The 15,866-nt window shown below is 62.6% G+C and carries 13 protein-coding genes; 5 read left to right on the plus strand and 8 right to left on the minus strand.

The genetic code is table 11. From position 1 onward, the window contains the following. Positions 1-11 precede the first annotated feature (11 nt). Genes oppB through IB264_RS16655 form a run of 3 tightly spaced genes read left to right on the plus strand, consistent with a single transcriptional unit; the run spans position 12 to position 3,661 of the window. Positions 12-935: an oligopeptide ABC transporter permease OppB gene (oppB, locus tag IB264_RS16645; protein WP_025428690.1), complete on the plus strand. Its 924-nt coding sequence runs from the start codon at positions 12-14 to the stop codon at positions 933-935. Continuing rightward, on the plus strand, positions 928-2,058 hold the full coding sequence (locus IB264_RS16650) for an ABC transporter permease (protein ID WP_025428691.1): 1,131 nt from the start codon (positions 928-930) through the stop codon (positions 2,056-2,058). The genes oppB and IB264_RS16650 overlap by 8 nt, the downstream gene beginning before the upstream one ends. A 1-nt stretch (position 2,059) precedes the next feature. Next, positions 2,060-3,661, plus strand: a complete 1,602-nt coding sequence (locus IB264_RS16655; protein ID WP_192433845.1) for an ABC transporter ATP-binding protein — start codon at positions 2,060-2,062, stop codon at positions 3,659-3,661. A gap of 145 nt (positions 3,662-3,806) precedes the next feature. On the opposite strand, the gene IB264_RS16660 is transcribed toward IB264_RS16655, so the two are convergent. Together IB264_RS16660 and IB264_RS16665 are read right to left on the minus strand one after the other, a co-directional pair. Further along, complete coding sequence (locus IB264_RS16660) at positions 3,807-5,174, minus strand: sigma-54 dependent transcriptional regulator (RefSeq protein WP_025428693.1); 1,368 nt, start codon at positions 5,172-5,174, stop codon at positions 3,807-3,809. After that, complete coding sequence (locus tag IB264_RS16665) at positions 5,171-6,997, minus strand: sensor histidine kinase (RefSeq protein ID WP_025428694.1); 1,827 nt, start codon at positions 6,995-6,997, stop codon at positions 5,171-5,173. The genes IB264_RS16660 and IB264_RS16665 overlap by 4 nt, the downstream gene beginning before the upstream one ends. 250 nt (positions 6,998-7,247) lie before the next feature. On the opposite strand from IB264_RS16665, the gene IB264_RS16670 reads away from it, so the two are divergent. Further along, positions 7,248-8,180 carry a VOC family protein gene (locus tag IB264_RS16670; protein ID WP_025428695.1) on the plus strand — a complete coding sequence of 311 codons (933 nt, stop codon included), beginning with the start codon at positions 7,248-7,250 and terminating at the stop codon, positions 8,178-8,180. Between the two features lie 74 nt (positions 8,181-8,254). After that, on the plus strand, positions 8,255-8,857 hold the full coding sequence (locus tag IB264_RS16675; protein WP_025428696.1) for an alpha/beta hydrolase: 603 nt from the start codon (positions 8,255-8,257) through the stop codon (positions 8,855-8,857). Between the two features lie 3 nt (positions 8,858-8,860). Here IB264_RS16675 and IB264_RS16680 read toward each other — a convergent pair whose 3' ends face one another. From IB264_RS16680 to IB264_RS16705, 6 genes are all read right to left on the minus strand, one after another. Then, positions 8,861-9,973, minus strand: coding sequence for an ABC transporter permease (locus IB264_RS16680; RefSeq protein ID WP_025428697.1), 1,113 nt, complete (start codon positions 9,971-9,973; stop codon positions 8,861-8,863). A gap of 1 nt (position 9,974) precedes the next feature. After that, entirely contained in the window at positions 9,975-11,123 is a 1,149-nt protein-coding gene (locus IB264_RS16685) for an ABC transporter permease (RefSeq protein ID WP_025428698.1), read from the minus strand. Next, positions 11,120-12,856 (minus strand): ATP-binding cassette domain-containing protein, encoded by a 1,737-nt coding sequence (locus IB264_RS16690; RefSeq protein WP_025428699.1) that lies wholly within the window; start codon positions 12,854-12,856, stop codon positions 11,120-11,122. The genes IB264_RS16685 and IB264_RS16690 overlap by 4 nt, the downstream gene beginning before the upstream one ends. Continuing rightward, positions 12,853-13,863 (minus strand): secretion protein HlyD, encoded by a 1,011-nt coding sequence (gene hlyD, locus IB264_RS16695; protein ID WP_025428700.1) that lies wholly within the window; start codon positions 13,861-13,863, stop codon positions 12,853-12,855. Before hlyD ends, IB264_RS16690 begins: the two co-directional genes overlap by 4 nt. Continuing rightward, positions 13,860-14,561 (minus strand): CerR family C-terminal domain-containing protein, encoded by a 702-nt coding sequence (locus tag IB264_RS16700; protein ID WP_107027242.1) that lies wholly within the window; start codon positions 14,559-14,561, stop codon positions 13,860-13,862. Before IB264_RS16700 ends, hlyD begins: the two co-directional genes overlap by 4 nt. Positions 14,562-14,702: 141 nt before the next feature. Continuing rightward, positions 14,703-15,866 carry an HPP family protein gene (locus tag IB264_RS16705; RefSeq protein ID WP_057211219.1) on the minus strand — a complete coding sequence of 388 codons (1,164 nt, stop codon included), beginning with the start codon at positions 15,864-15,866 and terminating at the stop codon, positions 14,703-14,705.

Consider the following 15,866-nt stretch of genomic DNA (forward strand, 5'->3'; position numbering starts at 1 on the left):
GGAGCACGTCAATGATTTCCTTCATCCTTCGCCGATTGGCGAGTGCGGTGCCGACCTTGTTTATTGTCGTCACCATTTCCTTTTTCCTGATGCGGTTTGCCCCTGGCGGCCCCTTCAACCTCGAGCGTCCTCTTCCGCCACAAACAATGGCGAACCTGATGGCGACCTATCAGCTCGATCAGCCCCTGTGGCGCCAATACGTTCACTATCTCAGCAATGCGGTGACCGGCGACTTTGGCCCGAGCTATATCTACAAGGATAACAACGTCGCGCAGTTGATCGGCAAGGGCTTGCCCTATTCGATGGAGCTCGGCCTGTACGCACTGCTGTTTGCCGTGATCGGCGGCGTTACCGCCGGTACGATCGCTGCACTCCGGCAAAACAGCATCCTCGACTTCACGATCATGTCGGTCTCGACGCTCGGCGTCACCGTACCGAATTTCGTCGTTGGTCCTGTCTTGACGCTGGTCTTCGCCATCGTCCTGGCCTGGCTGCCGGCCGGCGGTTGGGGTGACGGTTCGTTGCGCTTCCTGATCCTGCCGATGATCGCGCTCGCACTGCCGCAGCTCGCGGTCTTCGCGCGGCTTACCCGCGGTTCGATGATCGAGGCGCTGCACACCGACCATATCCGAACGGCCAAGGCCTACGGCCTTCCGGCAAGGACAGTCGTCATCACCCACGCCATGCGCGGCGCGATGCTGCCGGTTGTCTCCTACCTCGCACCTTGCGCGGCGGCATTGCTCACCGGTTCGGCTGTGGTCGAGACGATCTTTACCATTCCGGGCGTCGGCCGCTACTTCGTCCTCGGGGCGATCAACCGCGACTATACGCTGGTGATGGGCACGGTCATTCTCGTCGCCATCTTCGTTATCGTTTTCAATCTTTTGGTCGACATTCTCTACGGCCTGCTCGATCCGAGGGTTCGCCATGACTGATGTCGTCCAGACGCCGGCGGTAACGCCGGAAACCAAGGGGCGCAGCCTCTTCCAGCTGGCGGCCATGCGCTTCAAGCGCAACCGCGCTGCCATGGCCGGCTGCGTCATGCTGGCCCTCATCGCAGTATTCTCGTTCCTCGGGCCACTGTTTTCGCCGCATACCTACGACCAGGTGTTCCCGTCCTACGTGAATATCGGACCAAGCCTCGAGCCGCGCCCTGACACGTCCACCCTGCAAGGGGTGATGGAAGGGATCGCAACACGCGCCCGCGTCACGCTCAAGGAGTTCAACATCGACGGTGAGACCTTCACCGCGACGATCACCTCAGAGCAGCCGATCGATGCCCGCGCGACGCGCTACTTCGATCGTGCCAACGAGTTCCGTGACACTCAGGTCGTGGCAACGGAGGACGAGGGTCGTACTCTCAAGGTGACCGGTCAGGTGAACCGCGAGTATTTCCCGTTCGGCACCGATTCGAACGGCCGCGATCTGCTGGTGCGCGTCATGCTCGGCGGCCAGATCTCGATTGCCGTCGGTCTCTTGGCAAGTCTCGTGTCGCTCGGCATCGGCGTCGTCTACGGCGCGACGTCGGGTTACATCGGCGGCCGCGTCGACAACGTCATGATGCGACTGGTGGAGATCATGTATTCTCTGCCGTTCGTCTTCCTCGTTGTCGTGCTCGTGGTCTTCTTCGGACGCTCGTTCATCCTGATCTTCCTGGTGATCGGCGCGGTCGAATGGCTGGATATGGCCCGTATCGTGCGCGGCCAGACGCTGGCGCTGAAACGGCGGGAGTTTGTCGGTGCAGCCCAGGCGCTCGGCCTGACGGACTGGCAGATCATCCGCCGGCACATCATTCCGAACACCATCGGTCCTGTCATCGTTTTCGTCACCGTCGTCGTGCCGAAGGTGATCCTGCTCGAGAGCTTCCTCTCCTTCCTCGGCCTTGGCGTTCAGGCGCCGCTGACGAGCTGGGGAGCGTTGATTTCGGAAGGTGCCAACAACATCCAGTCGGCGCCCTGGCTGCTGATCTTCCCGGCCATCTTCTTTGTTCTGACGCTGTTCTCGTTGAACTTCGTCGGCGACGGCCTGCGCGATGCGCTCGACCCGAAGGACCGCTGACATGGCTGACACAAACGAAACCATCCTGGCCGTTCGCGGCCTCAAGGTGAACTTCTCGACGCCTGACGGGACGGTCGAAGCGGTCAAGGGTATCGATCTCGACGTGCGTACCGGCGAGACTCTTGCTGTTGTCGGCGAGTCCGGCTCGGGCAAAAGCCAGACCATGATGGGCATCATGGGACTGCTCGCCAAGAACGGCACCGTTACCGGTTCTGCCCGCTATCGCGGTCAGGAGCTGGTGGGTCTTTCGCCCAAGGCGCTCAACGGCGTGCGCGGTTCCAAGATCACGATGATCTTCCAGGAGCCGATGACCTCGCTCGACCCGCTCTACACGATCGGCCGGCAGATCGCCGAACCGATCGTGCACCACCGCGGCGGCACGTTCAAGCAGGCGCGCAAGCGCGTGCTGGAACTGCTCGAACTGGTCGGCATCCCCGAGCCGGGTCGACGCATCGACAGCTATCCGCACGAGCTTTCGGGCGGCCAGCGTCAACGCGTGATGATTGCGATGGCGCTCGCCAACGAGCCTGACCTTTTGATCGCCGACGAGCCGACGACAGCGCTTGACGTGACGATCCAGGCTCAGATCCTCGATCTCCTGAAGTCGTTGCAGAAGCGCTTCGGCATGGCGATCGTGCTGATCACGCACGATCTCGGCATCGTCAAACACTTTGCCGAACGCGTCGCGGTAATGCGCCGCGGCGAAGTGGTGGAGCAGGGAACGACCGCAGACATCTTCGAGCGGCCGCAGGCCGACTATACGAAGATGCTGCTCGCGGCAGAGCCGAGCGGCCGCAAGGCACCTCCGGCGGACAGCGCACCGATCATCCTTGAAGGTCGGGACGTCTGTGTCGACTACGCGATCGGCGGTGGGTTTTTCACCCGCGGCAATGCCGTCTTCCGCGCGGTCGACAAGGTCAACCTGCGGCTTCGCGTGGGCCAGACGATCGGCGTTGTCGGTGAATCCGGCTCCGGCAAGTCGACGCTTGGGCGTGCTTTGCTGCGGCTTTTGCCGAGCAGCGGCTATTACCGCTTCGGCACGACCGACATCTCCGGCTTCGACCGCGGCCAGATGCGCCCGCTACGGCGTGCGCTGCAATTGGTGTTCCAGGATCCCTATGGCTCGCTGTCTCCGCGCAGGACCGTCGGTGAAATCATCACGGAAGGCCTGCACGTGCACGAGCCCTCGCTTAGCCGTGCCGATCGCGACCGTCGTGCCATCGAAGCGTTGAAGGAGGTCGGGCTCGATCCGGCCTCGCGCAACCGCTATCCGCACGAGTTTTCGGGTGGTCAGCGGCAGCGCATCGCGATCGCGCGTGCCATGATCCTGAAGCCGAAGGTGGTTATTCTCGACGAGCCGACATCGGCGCTCGACCGCTCCGTCCAGGGCCAGGTTATCGAGCTGCTGCGCGATCTGCAGCGCTCGCACGGCCTGTCCTACATCTTCATCAGCCACGATCTGTCGGTGGTGAAGGCAATGTCGGACTACGTGATCGTGATGAAGAACGGCAAGATCGTCGAGGAAGCCGATACCGACGGGATCTTCACTGCACCGAAGGAGCCTTACACCAAGACGCTCATCGGTGCGGCCTTCAACGTTTAAGGCGGAACCCTTACCAGGGCTTTGCAGGGGCGCGGCATCCGCGCCCCTGTTCTCGTTTTGGGTTGGGCGCAGCAGTGTCGCGGGTACGCGGTATTGCGGGGACACCATGCGCATGACGTCCGGCGTCGCCGCGTGGTCGCCGACGTTACCGCCCGTCGCTTTCGCCAGACATGTCCGTCGCAACGAGCTTCTTGTCGAGGCCAAATTTCTGCATCTTCTCGTAGAGCGTTTTCCGTGAGATGCCGAGCGACTCGTATACGGGCTTCAGGGCGCCGCCGTAGGTGGCTATGGCATTGGCAATCAGCCCCTTCTCAAACGCTGCGACCTTGTCGGCCAAACGGCCGCTGTTCGGCTCGGACGAGTTGATTTCGTTCGAGGCCGTATCCAGCCCAAGAACCAGCCTTTCGGCGGCGTTACGCAATTCGCGCACGTTGCCCGGCCAGTTGCGTTCCGCCATCTCGGCCAGCAGGTTCTGCGATACCTCGACTTCATCGCGGCCGTAACGAGCCGCGGATTCCCGTACGAGCTGCAGGAACAAGAGCGGAATGTCGGCACGACGCTGCGTCAGCGGCGGCACGCGCAGCGTCGCGACATTGAGGCGATAGAGAAGGTCGGGCCGGAAGCGGCCGGCGGCCACCTCCTGCTCGAGATCGACCTTGTTGGTAGCGATGAAGCGTACATCCAGCGGCACCACCTCGTTGGAGCCGAGCCGCGTGATCACGCGCTCCTGCAGGACGCGCAGAAACTTGGCCTGCAGATCGATCGGCATCGAGCCGATCTCGTCGAGCAGGATGGTGCCGCCGCGCCCATGTTCGAACTTGCCGTAGCGTGGACGGATCGCGCCGGGAAACGCGCCTGGCTCATGTCCGAAAAGCTCGCTCTCGATCAGGTTTTCGGGCAGGGCTGCACAGTTGATGGCGATGAAGGGATTGTTTGCCCGGCCGCTCAGATCGTGCAGGGTGCGGGCCACGACCTCCTTGCCGACGCCGGTGTCGCCGATGATCAAGGTGTCGGCATCAGAGGCGCCGATTGCGCGGACCCGATAGCGCAGATCGACCATGACCTGACTGCGGCCGGGCAGGCGTTGTTCAATGTCGTCGCGCTTGCCGGCCACCGCCTTGAGCCGCCGGTTTTCGAGTACCAGTGCGCGCCAGTCGAGCGCGCGGCGAATGGTGCCGGCAAGCATCTGTGCGGTGAAGGGCTTTTCGACGAAATCATAGGCGCCTTCGCGCATGGCACGCACGGCCAGTTGAACGTCGCCATGGCCGGTGACAAGGATCACCGGCACCTCGACGTCGATCTCGCGGATGCGCTGCAGGAATGTCATCCCGTCCATGCCCGGCATCCGGATGTCGCTGATGACGACACCGGGAAAGCTGAAGCCGATGAACTCCAGGGCGTGTTCTGCGCTCGCGAAGGTATCGACGCGGAAGCCGGCGAGTTCCAGCGCCTGCGCACTCGAATGGCGCAACTCCTCTTCGTCATCGACAAGCAGGACGCGGCTCTCGATCATTCGGCGGCCTCCTGGCCCTGCTCATTGGCGACGGGAAGTTCGATGCGGAATTCCGCACCGCCTTCGGCAAGGTTCGTGGCAGTCAGGCTGCCGCCGAAGTCCTTGACGATGTTGTAGGAAATGGACAGGCCAAGGCCTAGTCCCTTGCCGACGCCTTTGGTCGAAAAGAATGGGTCGTAGATGCGCTCGGCGATCGCCGCAGGTACGCCGGGACCGCGGTCGCTGACCGCGAGCACGACCTTGTCGCCGTCGCTCCAGGCGCGAAGCCGGATGTGGCGATCGTCCAGCCCCTCGACCGCATCGGCTGCGTTGGAGATGACATTGACCAGCACCTGTTGCAGACGGACAGAACCGGCGCGCACTACCAGCGGCGCTGGACCAAGGTCGATGTCGATGTCGGCCGCAGCCGCCTTCAGCCTGACGGCGACGATCTCCATCGTGTCGCGCACGACATCCTCGATCAACACCGGCCCCAGCTTCTCGTTGGGCTTGCGCGCAAAATTGCGCAGATGCCGGCTGATTGCCGCCATGCGGTCGACCAGGCCGGAGATGCGCCGGATGTTGTCACTCGCCTCTTCGGCCCGCCCACGCTCGATCAGCAAGGCTGCGCTGTCGGCATAGGTTTTTGCCGCCGCCAGTGGCTGGTTGAATTCGTGCGAAAGCGCCGCTGACATCTGGCCGAGGCCGGCGAGCTTACCCGCCTGGATGAGGTCCGCCTGGGTCCGACGCAATTGTTGCTCGGTCTGGCGCCGTTCGGCGACTTCTTCCTCGATCTGCACGTTGACGCGCGCAAGGTCCGCGGTGCGTTCGTCGACGCGTCGCTCGAGTTCGGCCTGGGCTTCCGCCTGCATCGAGATGCGCTCGTTGAGGCGGGAGCGGCGCTGCCAGAGAATGGCGGCGGCAAGGCCGGTGAGGCATAGAAGCAGAAGGGCAGCGATGACGGTGGTCAGCGCCTGGGTGCGGACGGATGCCGTGTCGGTCAGCACATTCACAGTCCAGTCGGCATCGGCCATGTATTGCGACAGTAGCAGGTACTCCCGGCTAGTGTCGCTGGACGCGATCGTCATCAGGTCGTGATCAGTGAGGCTGGTGCGCGCGACAGGCAGTGCGCGCAAGGTGGCATTGGCATAGCGCCTTGATGTCTCCGTGCGTGCAAGCCGCTCCGGGGTCAGCGGCAGGACTGACGCATAGAGCCATTCCGGCGTGCCGGACATGAAAATGATGCCCTCCGGGTCGGAAACGAAGATCTTGTATTCGCCTCCCTGCCAGGATGCCTCGATGCTCTCGATATCCACCTTGAAGACGATGACGCCGCGAATGTCGTCACCCACGCGGATTGGCGAGCCGAAATAGTAGCCGCGTTTCAACGATGTCGTGCCGAGTGCGTAGAAGCGGGATTGCTGCCCGCGCAGGGCTTCCTGAAAATAGGGGCGATAGCTGAAATTCTGCCCGACGAAGCTCGTCGGACCGTCATAGTTGCTGGCAGCAATCGTGTCGCCGTCCGGCGTGATCACATAGATATCGGATGAGTTGAGAAGTGCATTGATATCTTTGAGATAGGCGTTCACGGCCTCTCTCAGCCGGCGGTCGCGCGGTCGTGTCGCAAGTTCACGGATGTCGTCGTGGTCGGCGATCAAAGCGGGCAGAGCCTGGTAGCGGTTGAGGTGACCATCGAGGGCCGCCACTGCGAGCCTGAGCGCCGTATTTGCCTGCGCCGATGCTTCATCGAGATAGCTGCGCGTGGCCACAGCATTGCCTTGCCAGGCAAGCGCGGCAACCGCCAGCGGCAGCAGGATGACAGCAACAACCAGGCGGTATTTCACGGAATGTCTGGGCTCCTCCTCCCGCACGTTCCCGACAGCCACAATGTGGCCGATGCCGATCTTAAGCAGCAGCCGATCCACCCACAAGGCACGGATCGTCTGCTCGCTATTCGTTCAACGATTTTCTCCAGTCGTCAACGGTATGTTGACAATGCGTTTGGTCGCGGCCGTCTTTCGCAACGATCCGGATGGGCGCATCTATGCGTCATGACAAAGCCCGGTCTTGGCGGGCAGAGAAAGGATCACGGCAATGCTCAATCAGATCAAGGGCCTGCACCACGTTACATCGATGGCGGACGACGCGTTCACCAACAATCAGTTCTTCACGAAGACACTGGGCATGCGTCGCGTCAAGAAGACGGTGAACTTCGATTCCCCCGACGTCTATCATCTCTACTATGGTGATGAAGCCGGCACGCCCGGCACGGTGATGACCTATTTTCCTTTCCCGCAGATGCCGCGCGGACGTGCCGGCACGGGCGAAGTCGGGACCACCGTCTTTTCCGTTCCCGAGGGCGCACTCGGCTTCTGGCGCGAGCGGCTGTCGAGCCTCGGCGTCAGCGGGCTCAAGGATGAAGAGACCTTCGGTGAAAAGCGTTTGAACTTTGCAGGCCCTGATGGTGACGGCTTTGCGCTGGTCGAAGTGCGCGACGATCCGCGGTCGCCTTGGACGGATGGCGGCGTTTCGCAAGACCATGCAATCCACGGCTTCCATTCGGCCGCAATGCGGCTGCGCGACGAAGGGGCGACAGCGGAACTTCTGAAGTTCATGGGCTACGAGGAGCTGGACCGTAAGGACGGCGTCACCCGCCTGATTATGCCTGATGGCAACGGCGCGGGCCTGATCGACCTTGAGACCATGCCGAACCTCAACCGTGCCGCTCAGGGGGCGGGTTCCGTTCATCACATCGCCTTTGCCGTCGACAATCGCGAAAAGCAGCTCGAAGTCCGCAAGGCGCTGATGGACACCGGCTACCAGGTCACCCCGGTGATCGACCGCGATTACTTCTGGGCCATCTACTTCCGCACGCCGGGCGGGGTCTTGTTCGAGATCGCCACCAACGAGCCGGGCTTCAACCGTGATGAGGATCTGGCCCATCTCGGCGAGGCGCTGAAGCTGCCGCAACAGCACAAGCACCTGCGCCCGGTTCTCGAAAACCATCTGCAGAAGCTGGAAGCCTAAATCTATTGGCTGAAGCGCACGGCGGCGGGCGACGCCGCCGATGCCACATCCGGCAAGCAATAAGGAGACTTTCCATGGCAGATCACGGCTACGTCCATAAACTGAAGGCCGGCGAGCCCGGCAATCCGATCTTCTTCGTCTTCCACGGCACGGGCGGCGACGAAAACCAGTTCTTCACCTTCGGAACCCAGCTGATGCCGGAAGCGACGATCATTTCGCCGCGTGGCGACGTGTCGGAGCATGGCGCTGCCCGCTTCTTCAAGCGGACAGGCGAGGGCGTCTACGACATGGCGGACCTATCCCGTGCAACCAAAAAGATGGCCGAATTCGTCAGGGCCGTCGCAGGCGAACACCAGGCATCCGAGGTCATTGGGCTCGGCTATTCGAACGGCGCGAACATTCTTGCCAACGTGCTGATCGAGAACGGCCTATTCGACAAGGCTATCCTGATGCATCCGCTAATCCCGTTCCGCCCCAGAGACAATGCAGCGCTCGCGGGGCGTCAAGTTCTGATCACGGCCGGGGAGCGCGATCCGATTTGCCCGGCGCCTCAGACGCAGGCATTGGCGGACTATTTCAAGGCGCAGGGCACCGCCACCGAGATCGAATGGCATGCCGGTGGGCACGACATCCGCCAGAATGAAATCTCTGCGATCGAGCGTTTCATCAAGGGTTGATATTCATTCCAGCCGGCGGCGGAACAGCCATGAAGCGGCCGAGAGCGTGACAAGGGCGATGACGCAGAGCGGAATCGTCTGGCGCACGACCTCGGCCAGCGGGATGTCCTTGAGGAATACGCCCTTCACGATCACCAGGAAGTAACGCAGCGGATTGACGAGCGTGACCGGCTGCAGCCAGGCGGGCATGTTCTCGATCGGCGTGGCGAAGCCGGAGAGCAGCATTGCCGGCACCATGAACAGGAAGGCGCCGAGGATTGCCTGCTGCTGTGTCATCGACAATGCGGAAATGAACAGGCCGAGCCCGACAACGGCGGCGAGATAGAACACTGCGCTGCCGTAGAGCAGGAACAGCGAGCCACGCAGCGGCACGCCGAAGATGAAGACGGCGGCGAGAATATAGACGGTGATGTGGAACAACCCGATCATCATCGGCGGGATCAGCTTGCCGATCAGGATCTCGTGGGTGCGCAACGGCGACACCATCAACTGGTCGAAGGTGCCAAGCTCCCGTTCGCGCGCTATCGAGAGCGCCGTGACGATCAACCCGATCAACAGCGCAATGCTGGCAACCAGATTGGGCACCATGAACCATTGATAGGTGAGGTTGGGATTGAACCAGTTTCGGGCCACGACCGTGATCGCCTCGGACGACACGCGCTTGCCGGCCGGCGTATCGGCGGCGAGCGTGCCGACGATGCGTCCGAGATAGCCGGAGACGATCTGGGACGCATTCGACCGACGCCCGTCGAGAATAATCTGGACCTTGGCGGGCTGGCCAGCTTCTATGTCGCGCGAGAAGGTTGGGCCGATCTCCAGGGCGGCAATAGTGCGTTGCCTGTCGATGGCGTCGCGAACTTCATGCTGATCATCGGTGAACGCGATGCTTCGAAACGTCGGGGAGCCGTCGATCCGTTCGACCAGTTCTTGTCCCCAATGGCCGTTGTCGCGATTGAGAACCATGACGTCGACATTGGTCACCTCGAGCGTAGCCGCATAGGAAAACACCAGAAGCTGCACGATCGGCGGTCCGATCAGGATTGCGCGGCCCTTGGGGTCGCGCAGCACTGCCAGCAGTTCCTTGACGATCAGCGCCTTGAGCCGGGTCCACCACATGTCAACCAATCCTCTTGCGGGTGCTTCGGGCCGCGAGCGCGAAAAACACGCAGCCGATCAGCAGCATGACGGCGATCGCCTGCAGGAACATCGGCCAGATGTCGCCTGCCAGAAACACCGTTTGCAGGCTCGGAATGAGATAACGGGCTGGCACGATGAAGGTGATCCATTGGATGACAGTCGGCATCGAGTTGATCTCGAACAGGAATCCGGACAGCAGAAAGGCCGGCAAGAAGGCCGAGATCAGCGCAAGCTGCGAGGCCAGGAACTGGTTCTTGGTGGCCGCGGAAATCAGAAGACCCTGGCCGAGCGCCGGCATCAGGAACGTCGCCGAAAGCGCGTACAGGGCTGCAACGGAGCCGCGGAACGGGACGCCGAAAAGGAAGACCGCGAGAAGTACACAGAGCGTCATCGACGCCAGCCCGAGCAGAAAATAGGGCAACAGCTTGCCGGCGAGCAGCTCCGCTGCCGATACGGGCGTTGCCATCATCGCCTCCATCGTGCCGCGCTCCCACTCGCGCGCGACGACCAGTGAGGTCAAAAGCGTGCCGACGAGGGTCATGACGATGGCGATCGAGCCGGGCACGAGGAAGTTCCGGCTCGTCAGCTCCGGGTTGAACCAGAACCGTTGCTCCGCGGAGATTGCCGGCGGCCGGCCGGCATCCTCCTCGAGCCGTTGGCGCTCCCAGTTGGCGACTGTAGCCTGGGCATAGTTCTGCACGAAGTTGGCGGTGTTCGGATCCGAGCCATCGACGAGAACCTGTAATGCCGGGTGTCGTCCGGCGGCATGATCGGCGGCAAAGCGGGCAGGGATGATGACGATCCCACGGATACGCCCGAGCACGAGATCGTCTTCGAAATCGCGACGGTCACGGCCGAGACTGACGGAGAAGTAGCGCGATGCCTGAAAGCCTGCGGCGAGATCGCGCGTCAGGGGCATCTCCTGCTCCACCACCAGGCCGATGCGCGTTTGCGTGGTATCGAGCGATACGCCGTAGCCGAACAGGAACAAGAGGATCAGTGGCAGGACGAAGGCGATGAGGATGCTGCTCGGATCGCGGACGATCTGGTAGCTCTCCTTGCGCACAAGTGCTGCAAAGCGGCGTCCGCGTCCGGTCGTCGGCGTTTCGATTTGTGCCGACGTATTCATGCCGCGGCCTGTTTTTCTTCAGACCCCTGCACCAGGGCGATAAAGGCGTCTTCCATCGTCGGGTCGGGGTTGGCCGCATCGGCCACCTGCTTCTTCAGGTCGTCCGGCGAGCCGAGCGCGATCGAGCGCCCGCGATAGATGAGCGAGATCCGATCACAATACTCTGCCTCGTCCATGAAGTGGGTGGTGACCAGCACCGTCACGCCCTTTTCGACGAGGCCATTGATGTGGGTCCAGAACTCGCGACGGGTGATTGGATCGACGCCCGAGGTAGGCTCGTCAAGGAACAGCGCTTCCGGTTCGTGCAAAACGGCGCAGGCAAGGGCAAGGCGTTGCTTGAGGCCGAGCGGCAGGTCCTTGGCGGACATGTCGAGCAGACGGCCGAAACCGAAAATCTCGACCATCAATCGCGTCCGCTCCCGCTTGCGCTCGCCGGACAGGCCATAGACACCGGCAAAGAAATTCAGGTTCTGCGCGACGCTGAGATCGCCGTAGAGCGAGAATTTTTGAGCCATGTAGCCAAGGCGGTTGCGCGCTTCGGCGGCGTCGCGGCGCAGGTCGAAGCCGGCGACGCGTCCTTCGCCGGCGCTCGGCTTCAACAGTCCACAGAGCATCTTGAACGTCGTCGATTTTCCGGCGCCATTGGGCCCGAGAAGTCCAAAAATCTGGCCACGTGGAATCTCGAAGGTGATGTCGTCGGCAGCGGTGAAATCGCCAAAGCGCTTTGTCAGGCCATGGGCCTCGATCACTGGCCTGCCGTTCTCGTTCCTAAACGGCGTCTGCGCCTCGGCCAGTTTCGAGCGACCGCCCGGACCGCCGCCGAGCATGTCGATGAATGCATCTTCGAAACGCGGCGGCGTCACCGTCGCTTGCGGCGCGGCGTCGTTCCTCTCTGGCGATGCCGATGGCGGGGCTACCCCTGATGCCATGACAAGGCGGATAGCTTCCCCCTGGATGACACCGTCGACGACGCCGTCTTCGTCGAGATATCGCGCAAGCACCTCGCGGCGGCGTCCCGTGATGCCGGAAATCTTGAAGACACGATCGGCGACGCGCCCCGTCAACTCGGCGGGCGCGCCGGCAAAAAGCAGCTTGCCCTCGTTCAGCAGCAACACCCCGTCGCAGGCCTCCGCCTCGTCGAGATAGGCCGTGGACCAGACAACGCCGATGCCGGAGGCCGTCAGGTTTTCGACCATCTTCCAGAGGTCACGTCGGGAAATCGGGTCAACGCCGACGCCCGGCTCATCGAGCAGCAGCAGGCGTGGTTTGCGGAGCAACGCGCAGGCAAGCCCGAGCTTCTGCTTCATGCCACCGGAAAGCTTGCCCGCCAAGCGCGACGTAAAGCGCTTGAGGTCGGTGAATTCGAGCAACTCGTCGTATGTCGCAGTGCGTTCGGCGAGCGGAAGGCCGCGCAGGTCCGCATAGAGATCGAGGTTTTCCTGCACGCTCAGATCTTCATAAAGGCCGAAGCGCTGCGGCATATAGCCTATGGACGCCTGAATGCTGGCGGGATCCTTCGCGGTGTCGAAGCCCAGCACGTCCACCGTGCCCTCGTCGGGCAGCATCAGGCCGGTCATCAACCGGATCAGGGTGGTTTTTCCCGCACCGTCGGGGCCGACCAGGCCGGTGATGCGACCGCCGAGAATTTCCCCGTCGATATGATCGAGCGCGGGCGCGCGCTCGCCAAAGCGCTTTACCACGCCGGAGATCCGAACGAAGGGTTCGTCGGTCATGGCACGCGCCCTTCAGCCGGTGGCAGACGTACGGTGACGGGCATGCCCTGGCGCAGATCCTCTCCCGGTTTGGTTACCACGATACGCAGGCGGTAGACGAGATCGGTGCGCAGTTCCGGCGTTTCGACCGACTTCGGCGTGAATTCGGCAACCGGAGAAATAAAGCCTACCGTTGCCTCATAGGGCCGGTCCGGGGCCGTATCCGAGACGATCTCGACTTTCATGCCGGGATGCACACGGCCAAGGTCGGGTTCGGCGACGTAGGCGCGAACCCAGACGGGCTCATTCAGCGAAAGCACATAGGCGGTATCTGCTGGCGCAATCATCGCGCCGGGCTCGCGTACACGGGAAAGCACGATGCCGTCGCTCGGCGCCAGCAACTGCGTATCGGAAAGCGAAGTGCGCGCGCTGGCAAGCTTGGCTTCGGCAGCCTGCACCTGTGCGGTGGCAGCCGCGATGTCTTCGACCCGACTTCCTTCCTCAAGCAGTGCAAGTGCTTCGCGGGCGGAGGTGGCGCGAGCGGCCGCCGCGGCGCGAGCGGCGCTTGCTTCGTCGAGATTCGCTTGCGAAATCGTGCCATTCGGCCGCAATTGTCGGGCGCGCTTATAGGCGAGCTCGGCATTCTGGAGATCGGCGAGACGCTCCTCGTGGGCGGCGCGCGCCTGAGCGATCTCGGTCTTGCGTGCACCGGCTTTCAGCTTTTCAAGATTGGCGCGCAGCGCACCGAGGTCCGCCTCGGCCGCGTCGACCGCCTGTTGAAAAGGCGTGGCGTCGAGGCTGCCGAGGATATCGCCCGTCTTGACTGGATCTCCTTCGTCGACAGCAAGCTTGTCGATGCGCCCGCTCACGCGAAAGCCGAGAGACACCTGCCTGATATCGACATTGCCGTAAAGCACTGAGGCCGAGCGCTGTTCGGTCCATCCAAGCCGCAAGGGTAGCTCGAACCACCAGCCGGCAGCGACTGCTCCGGCGAGGAGGACGACCGGGATGAGTACTTTCCGGTTCATGGGCGGCGCTCCCCATTCTCTCCGAGCGCTTCGACGAGGCCGGCGGCATGGCGCTGCAGCATCTCCAGTTCGGCGGGGCCGACGGCCTCCCACCGCATCTGCCGTAGCAGTGCGGCATGCGCCATGCGGAAGACGAGGATGCTGCCGACGAAAGACAGCGTCTTCAGCCGGACCTGCTCCGATGCCGGGTCCTCACCAAGGATCGCGCCGACCAGTCGGCCGGCAATGCCGATCATCGGCCCCATGATGTTTTCGTAAACCCGTGCGAAGGCTTCCGTCGGCTCCATCTGCTCGCGGATGATGAACCGGGCCCAGCTCTCGGACTGCCGGCTGACGAACAGGCCGACCATGCGCTGGGCCATCTGCGTCAGCAAGGCGCGTGCCTCCGTTGGGCTCATGGCGCCACCTTCCGCATCAAGCCGTGCAAGGCGTTCCAAGATCACGGTTCGCAGATCGGCGACATGCCCGCCGATGATCGCCGCCAGATGCTCGGCTGCGGCGATGTAGAGGCCTTCCTTGCCGCCGAAGTAGTAGGGGATCGCCTGCAGGTTGACGCCGGCCGCATCTGCGAGTTTTCGAGTACTTGCCCCGTCAAAGCCATAGCGTCCAAAGACGTCGATCGAGGTCGAAAGCAGCTTCTCTTTGGTGAGGTCGCCGCGATCGGGTTTTGGTGTGGGCTGGGAGTTTTTGTTTTTCATCACGTGCGCACATTGCGGCATTCGAGTGATTAAGTCAATCGAATGAATGTGCATAAAAGCAAGCCGACGGATCGCGCGCCATTTTTCTAGAAGATGGCTTGGCAGTGTCGCCCTCGAAAGGCCCAACGCTAAAGTGCGAGACTACGCGACGTCGCGCTCGTCATTTTCCAGCCTTCGCTGGAAAAGGGCGGCGATCAGATCGGATTGCGTGATGATGCCGACCAATCGGTTGTCGGCGTCGACAACAGGCATGTGGTGCAGGCCCATGTCAGCCATCGGCGGGACGAGCTTGGCGATCATCGTTTCCGGCAGTGCCGATTGGACGCGACGCGTCATGATCTCGGAAACCAGCCGTGGTGGCTTCGGGCCGAATCCGATGACGTTGCCGAGGCGCTGCCTGAGGCCGCCGTGCTGTGCCAGCATCGTATGCTTGATGAAGTCGGTCTGGGTGACGATGCCGACGAGGCCTTCTTTTTCCGTGACCACCGGCAGGGCCTTGATGTCGTGCTCGAGCAATGTCTGCCAGGCTTTGCGCAGTGAGGTTTCCGGCGTCGCCGTCGCCACGTCGCGTGACATGACTTCGCCGCAGGTGATTTCGCCCGAGCGCCGATTGAACGCGCGGATCTGCGCCTGATGAATGAGCGCATCGAGTTCGTCCGGGCTGATATCGACAACTTCGCCATATTGCGCCAGCACCGCCTGCAAATCTTCCGGCACGATGCCGAGACGCTGCATCGGCGGCGGGTCATCGGTGCGGTGCGTGTTGCCGGCGGGCGCTAGGTGCGGATAACGGCGGCCGGTGGCGTTGTTGAACAACAGCGCGACGACGAGGATGAGCGCGGAATTGATCGCGACCGGCGACAACACGAACCAGTAGCCGGCCTCATGGATCGATGTGCCGCCAAGCACGGCGGTCAGGGCGACCGCGCCGCTCGGCGGATGAAGGCAGCCGAGCAACAGCATGATGGCGATCGCAAGTCCAACGGCAACGGCCGCCGCGACCACCGGTTCCGGAATGAGAAGCGCGCAGGTGACGCCGATCAGCGACGACACGATGTTGCCGCCGAGGATGGACCAGGGCTGTGCCAGCGGACTGGACGGCGCGGCGAACAGCAGGACCGCGGAAGCGCCCATCGGCGCGATCAGCAGGGGCAGATTGGCATCGGCACCAAGTGCCAGAGTGCTGACGAGGCCGGTCAGGAGAATGCCGACAAGCGCGCCAAGCGACGCGCGCAGCCGCTCCATATGGCTGACGGGGACGAGCGATGGGATGAAACGCTTGAGATAGGCACTGGCCTTCGACAT

It is taken from the genome of Ensifer sp. ENS11 (genome assembly GCF_014851895.1).
Taxonomy (GTDB): Bacteria; Pseudomonadota; Alphaproteobacteria; order Rhizobiales; family Rhizobiaceae; genus Ensifer; species Ensifer canadensis.

Coding starts and splice junctions, on each gene's coding strand:
- oppB (WP_025428690.1), top strand. CDS start 12: ATGATTTCCTTCATCCTTCGCCGATTGGCGAGTGCGGTGCCGACCTTG.
- IB264_RS16650 (WP_025428691.1), top strand. CDS start 928: ATGACTGATGTCGTCCAGACGCCGGCGGTAACGCCGGAAACCAAGGGG.
- IB264_RS16655 (WP_192433845.1), top strand. CDS start 2,060: ATGGCTGACACAAACGAAACCATCCTGGCCGTTCGCGGCCTCAAGGTG.
- IB264_RS16660 (WP_025428693.1), bottom strand. CDS start 5,174: ATGATCGAGAGCCGCGTCCTGCTTGTCGATGACGAAGAGGAGTTGCGC.
- IB264_RS16670 (WP_025428695.1), top strand. CDS start 7,248: ATGCTCAATCAGATCAAGGGCCTGCACCACGTTACATCGATGGCGGAC.
- IB264_RS16675 (WP_025428696.1), top strand. CDS start 8,255: ATGGCAGATCACGGCTACGTCCATAAACTGAAGGCCGGCGAGCCCGGC.
- IB264_RS16680 (WP_025428697.1), bottom strand. CDS start 9,973: ATGTGGTGGACCCGGCTCAAGGCGCTGATCGTCAAGGAACTGCTGGCA.
- IB264_RS16685 (WP_025428698.1), bottom strand. CDS start 11,123: ATGAATACGTCGGCACAAATCGAAACGCCGACGACCGGACGCGGACGC.
- IB264_RS16690 (WP_025428699.1), bottom strand. CDS start 12,856: ATGACCGACGAACCCTTCGTTCGGATCTCCGGCGTGGTAAAGCGCTTT.
- hlyD (WP_025428700.1), bottom strand. CDS start 13,863: ATGAACCGGAAAGTACTCATCCCGGTCGTCCTCCTCGCCGGAGCAGTC.
- IB264_RS16700 (WP_107027242.1), bottom strand. CDS start 14,561: ATGAAAAACAAAAACTCCCAGCCCACACCAAAACCCGATCGCGGCGAC.
- IB264_RS16705 (WP_057211219.1), bottom strand. CDS start 15,866: ATGTCGAAGGCCAGTGCCTATCTCAAGCGTTTCATCCCATCGCTCGTC.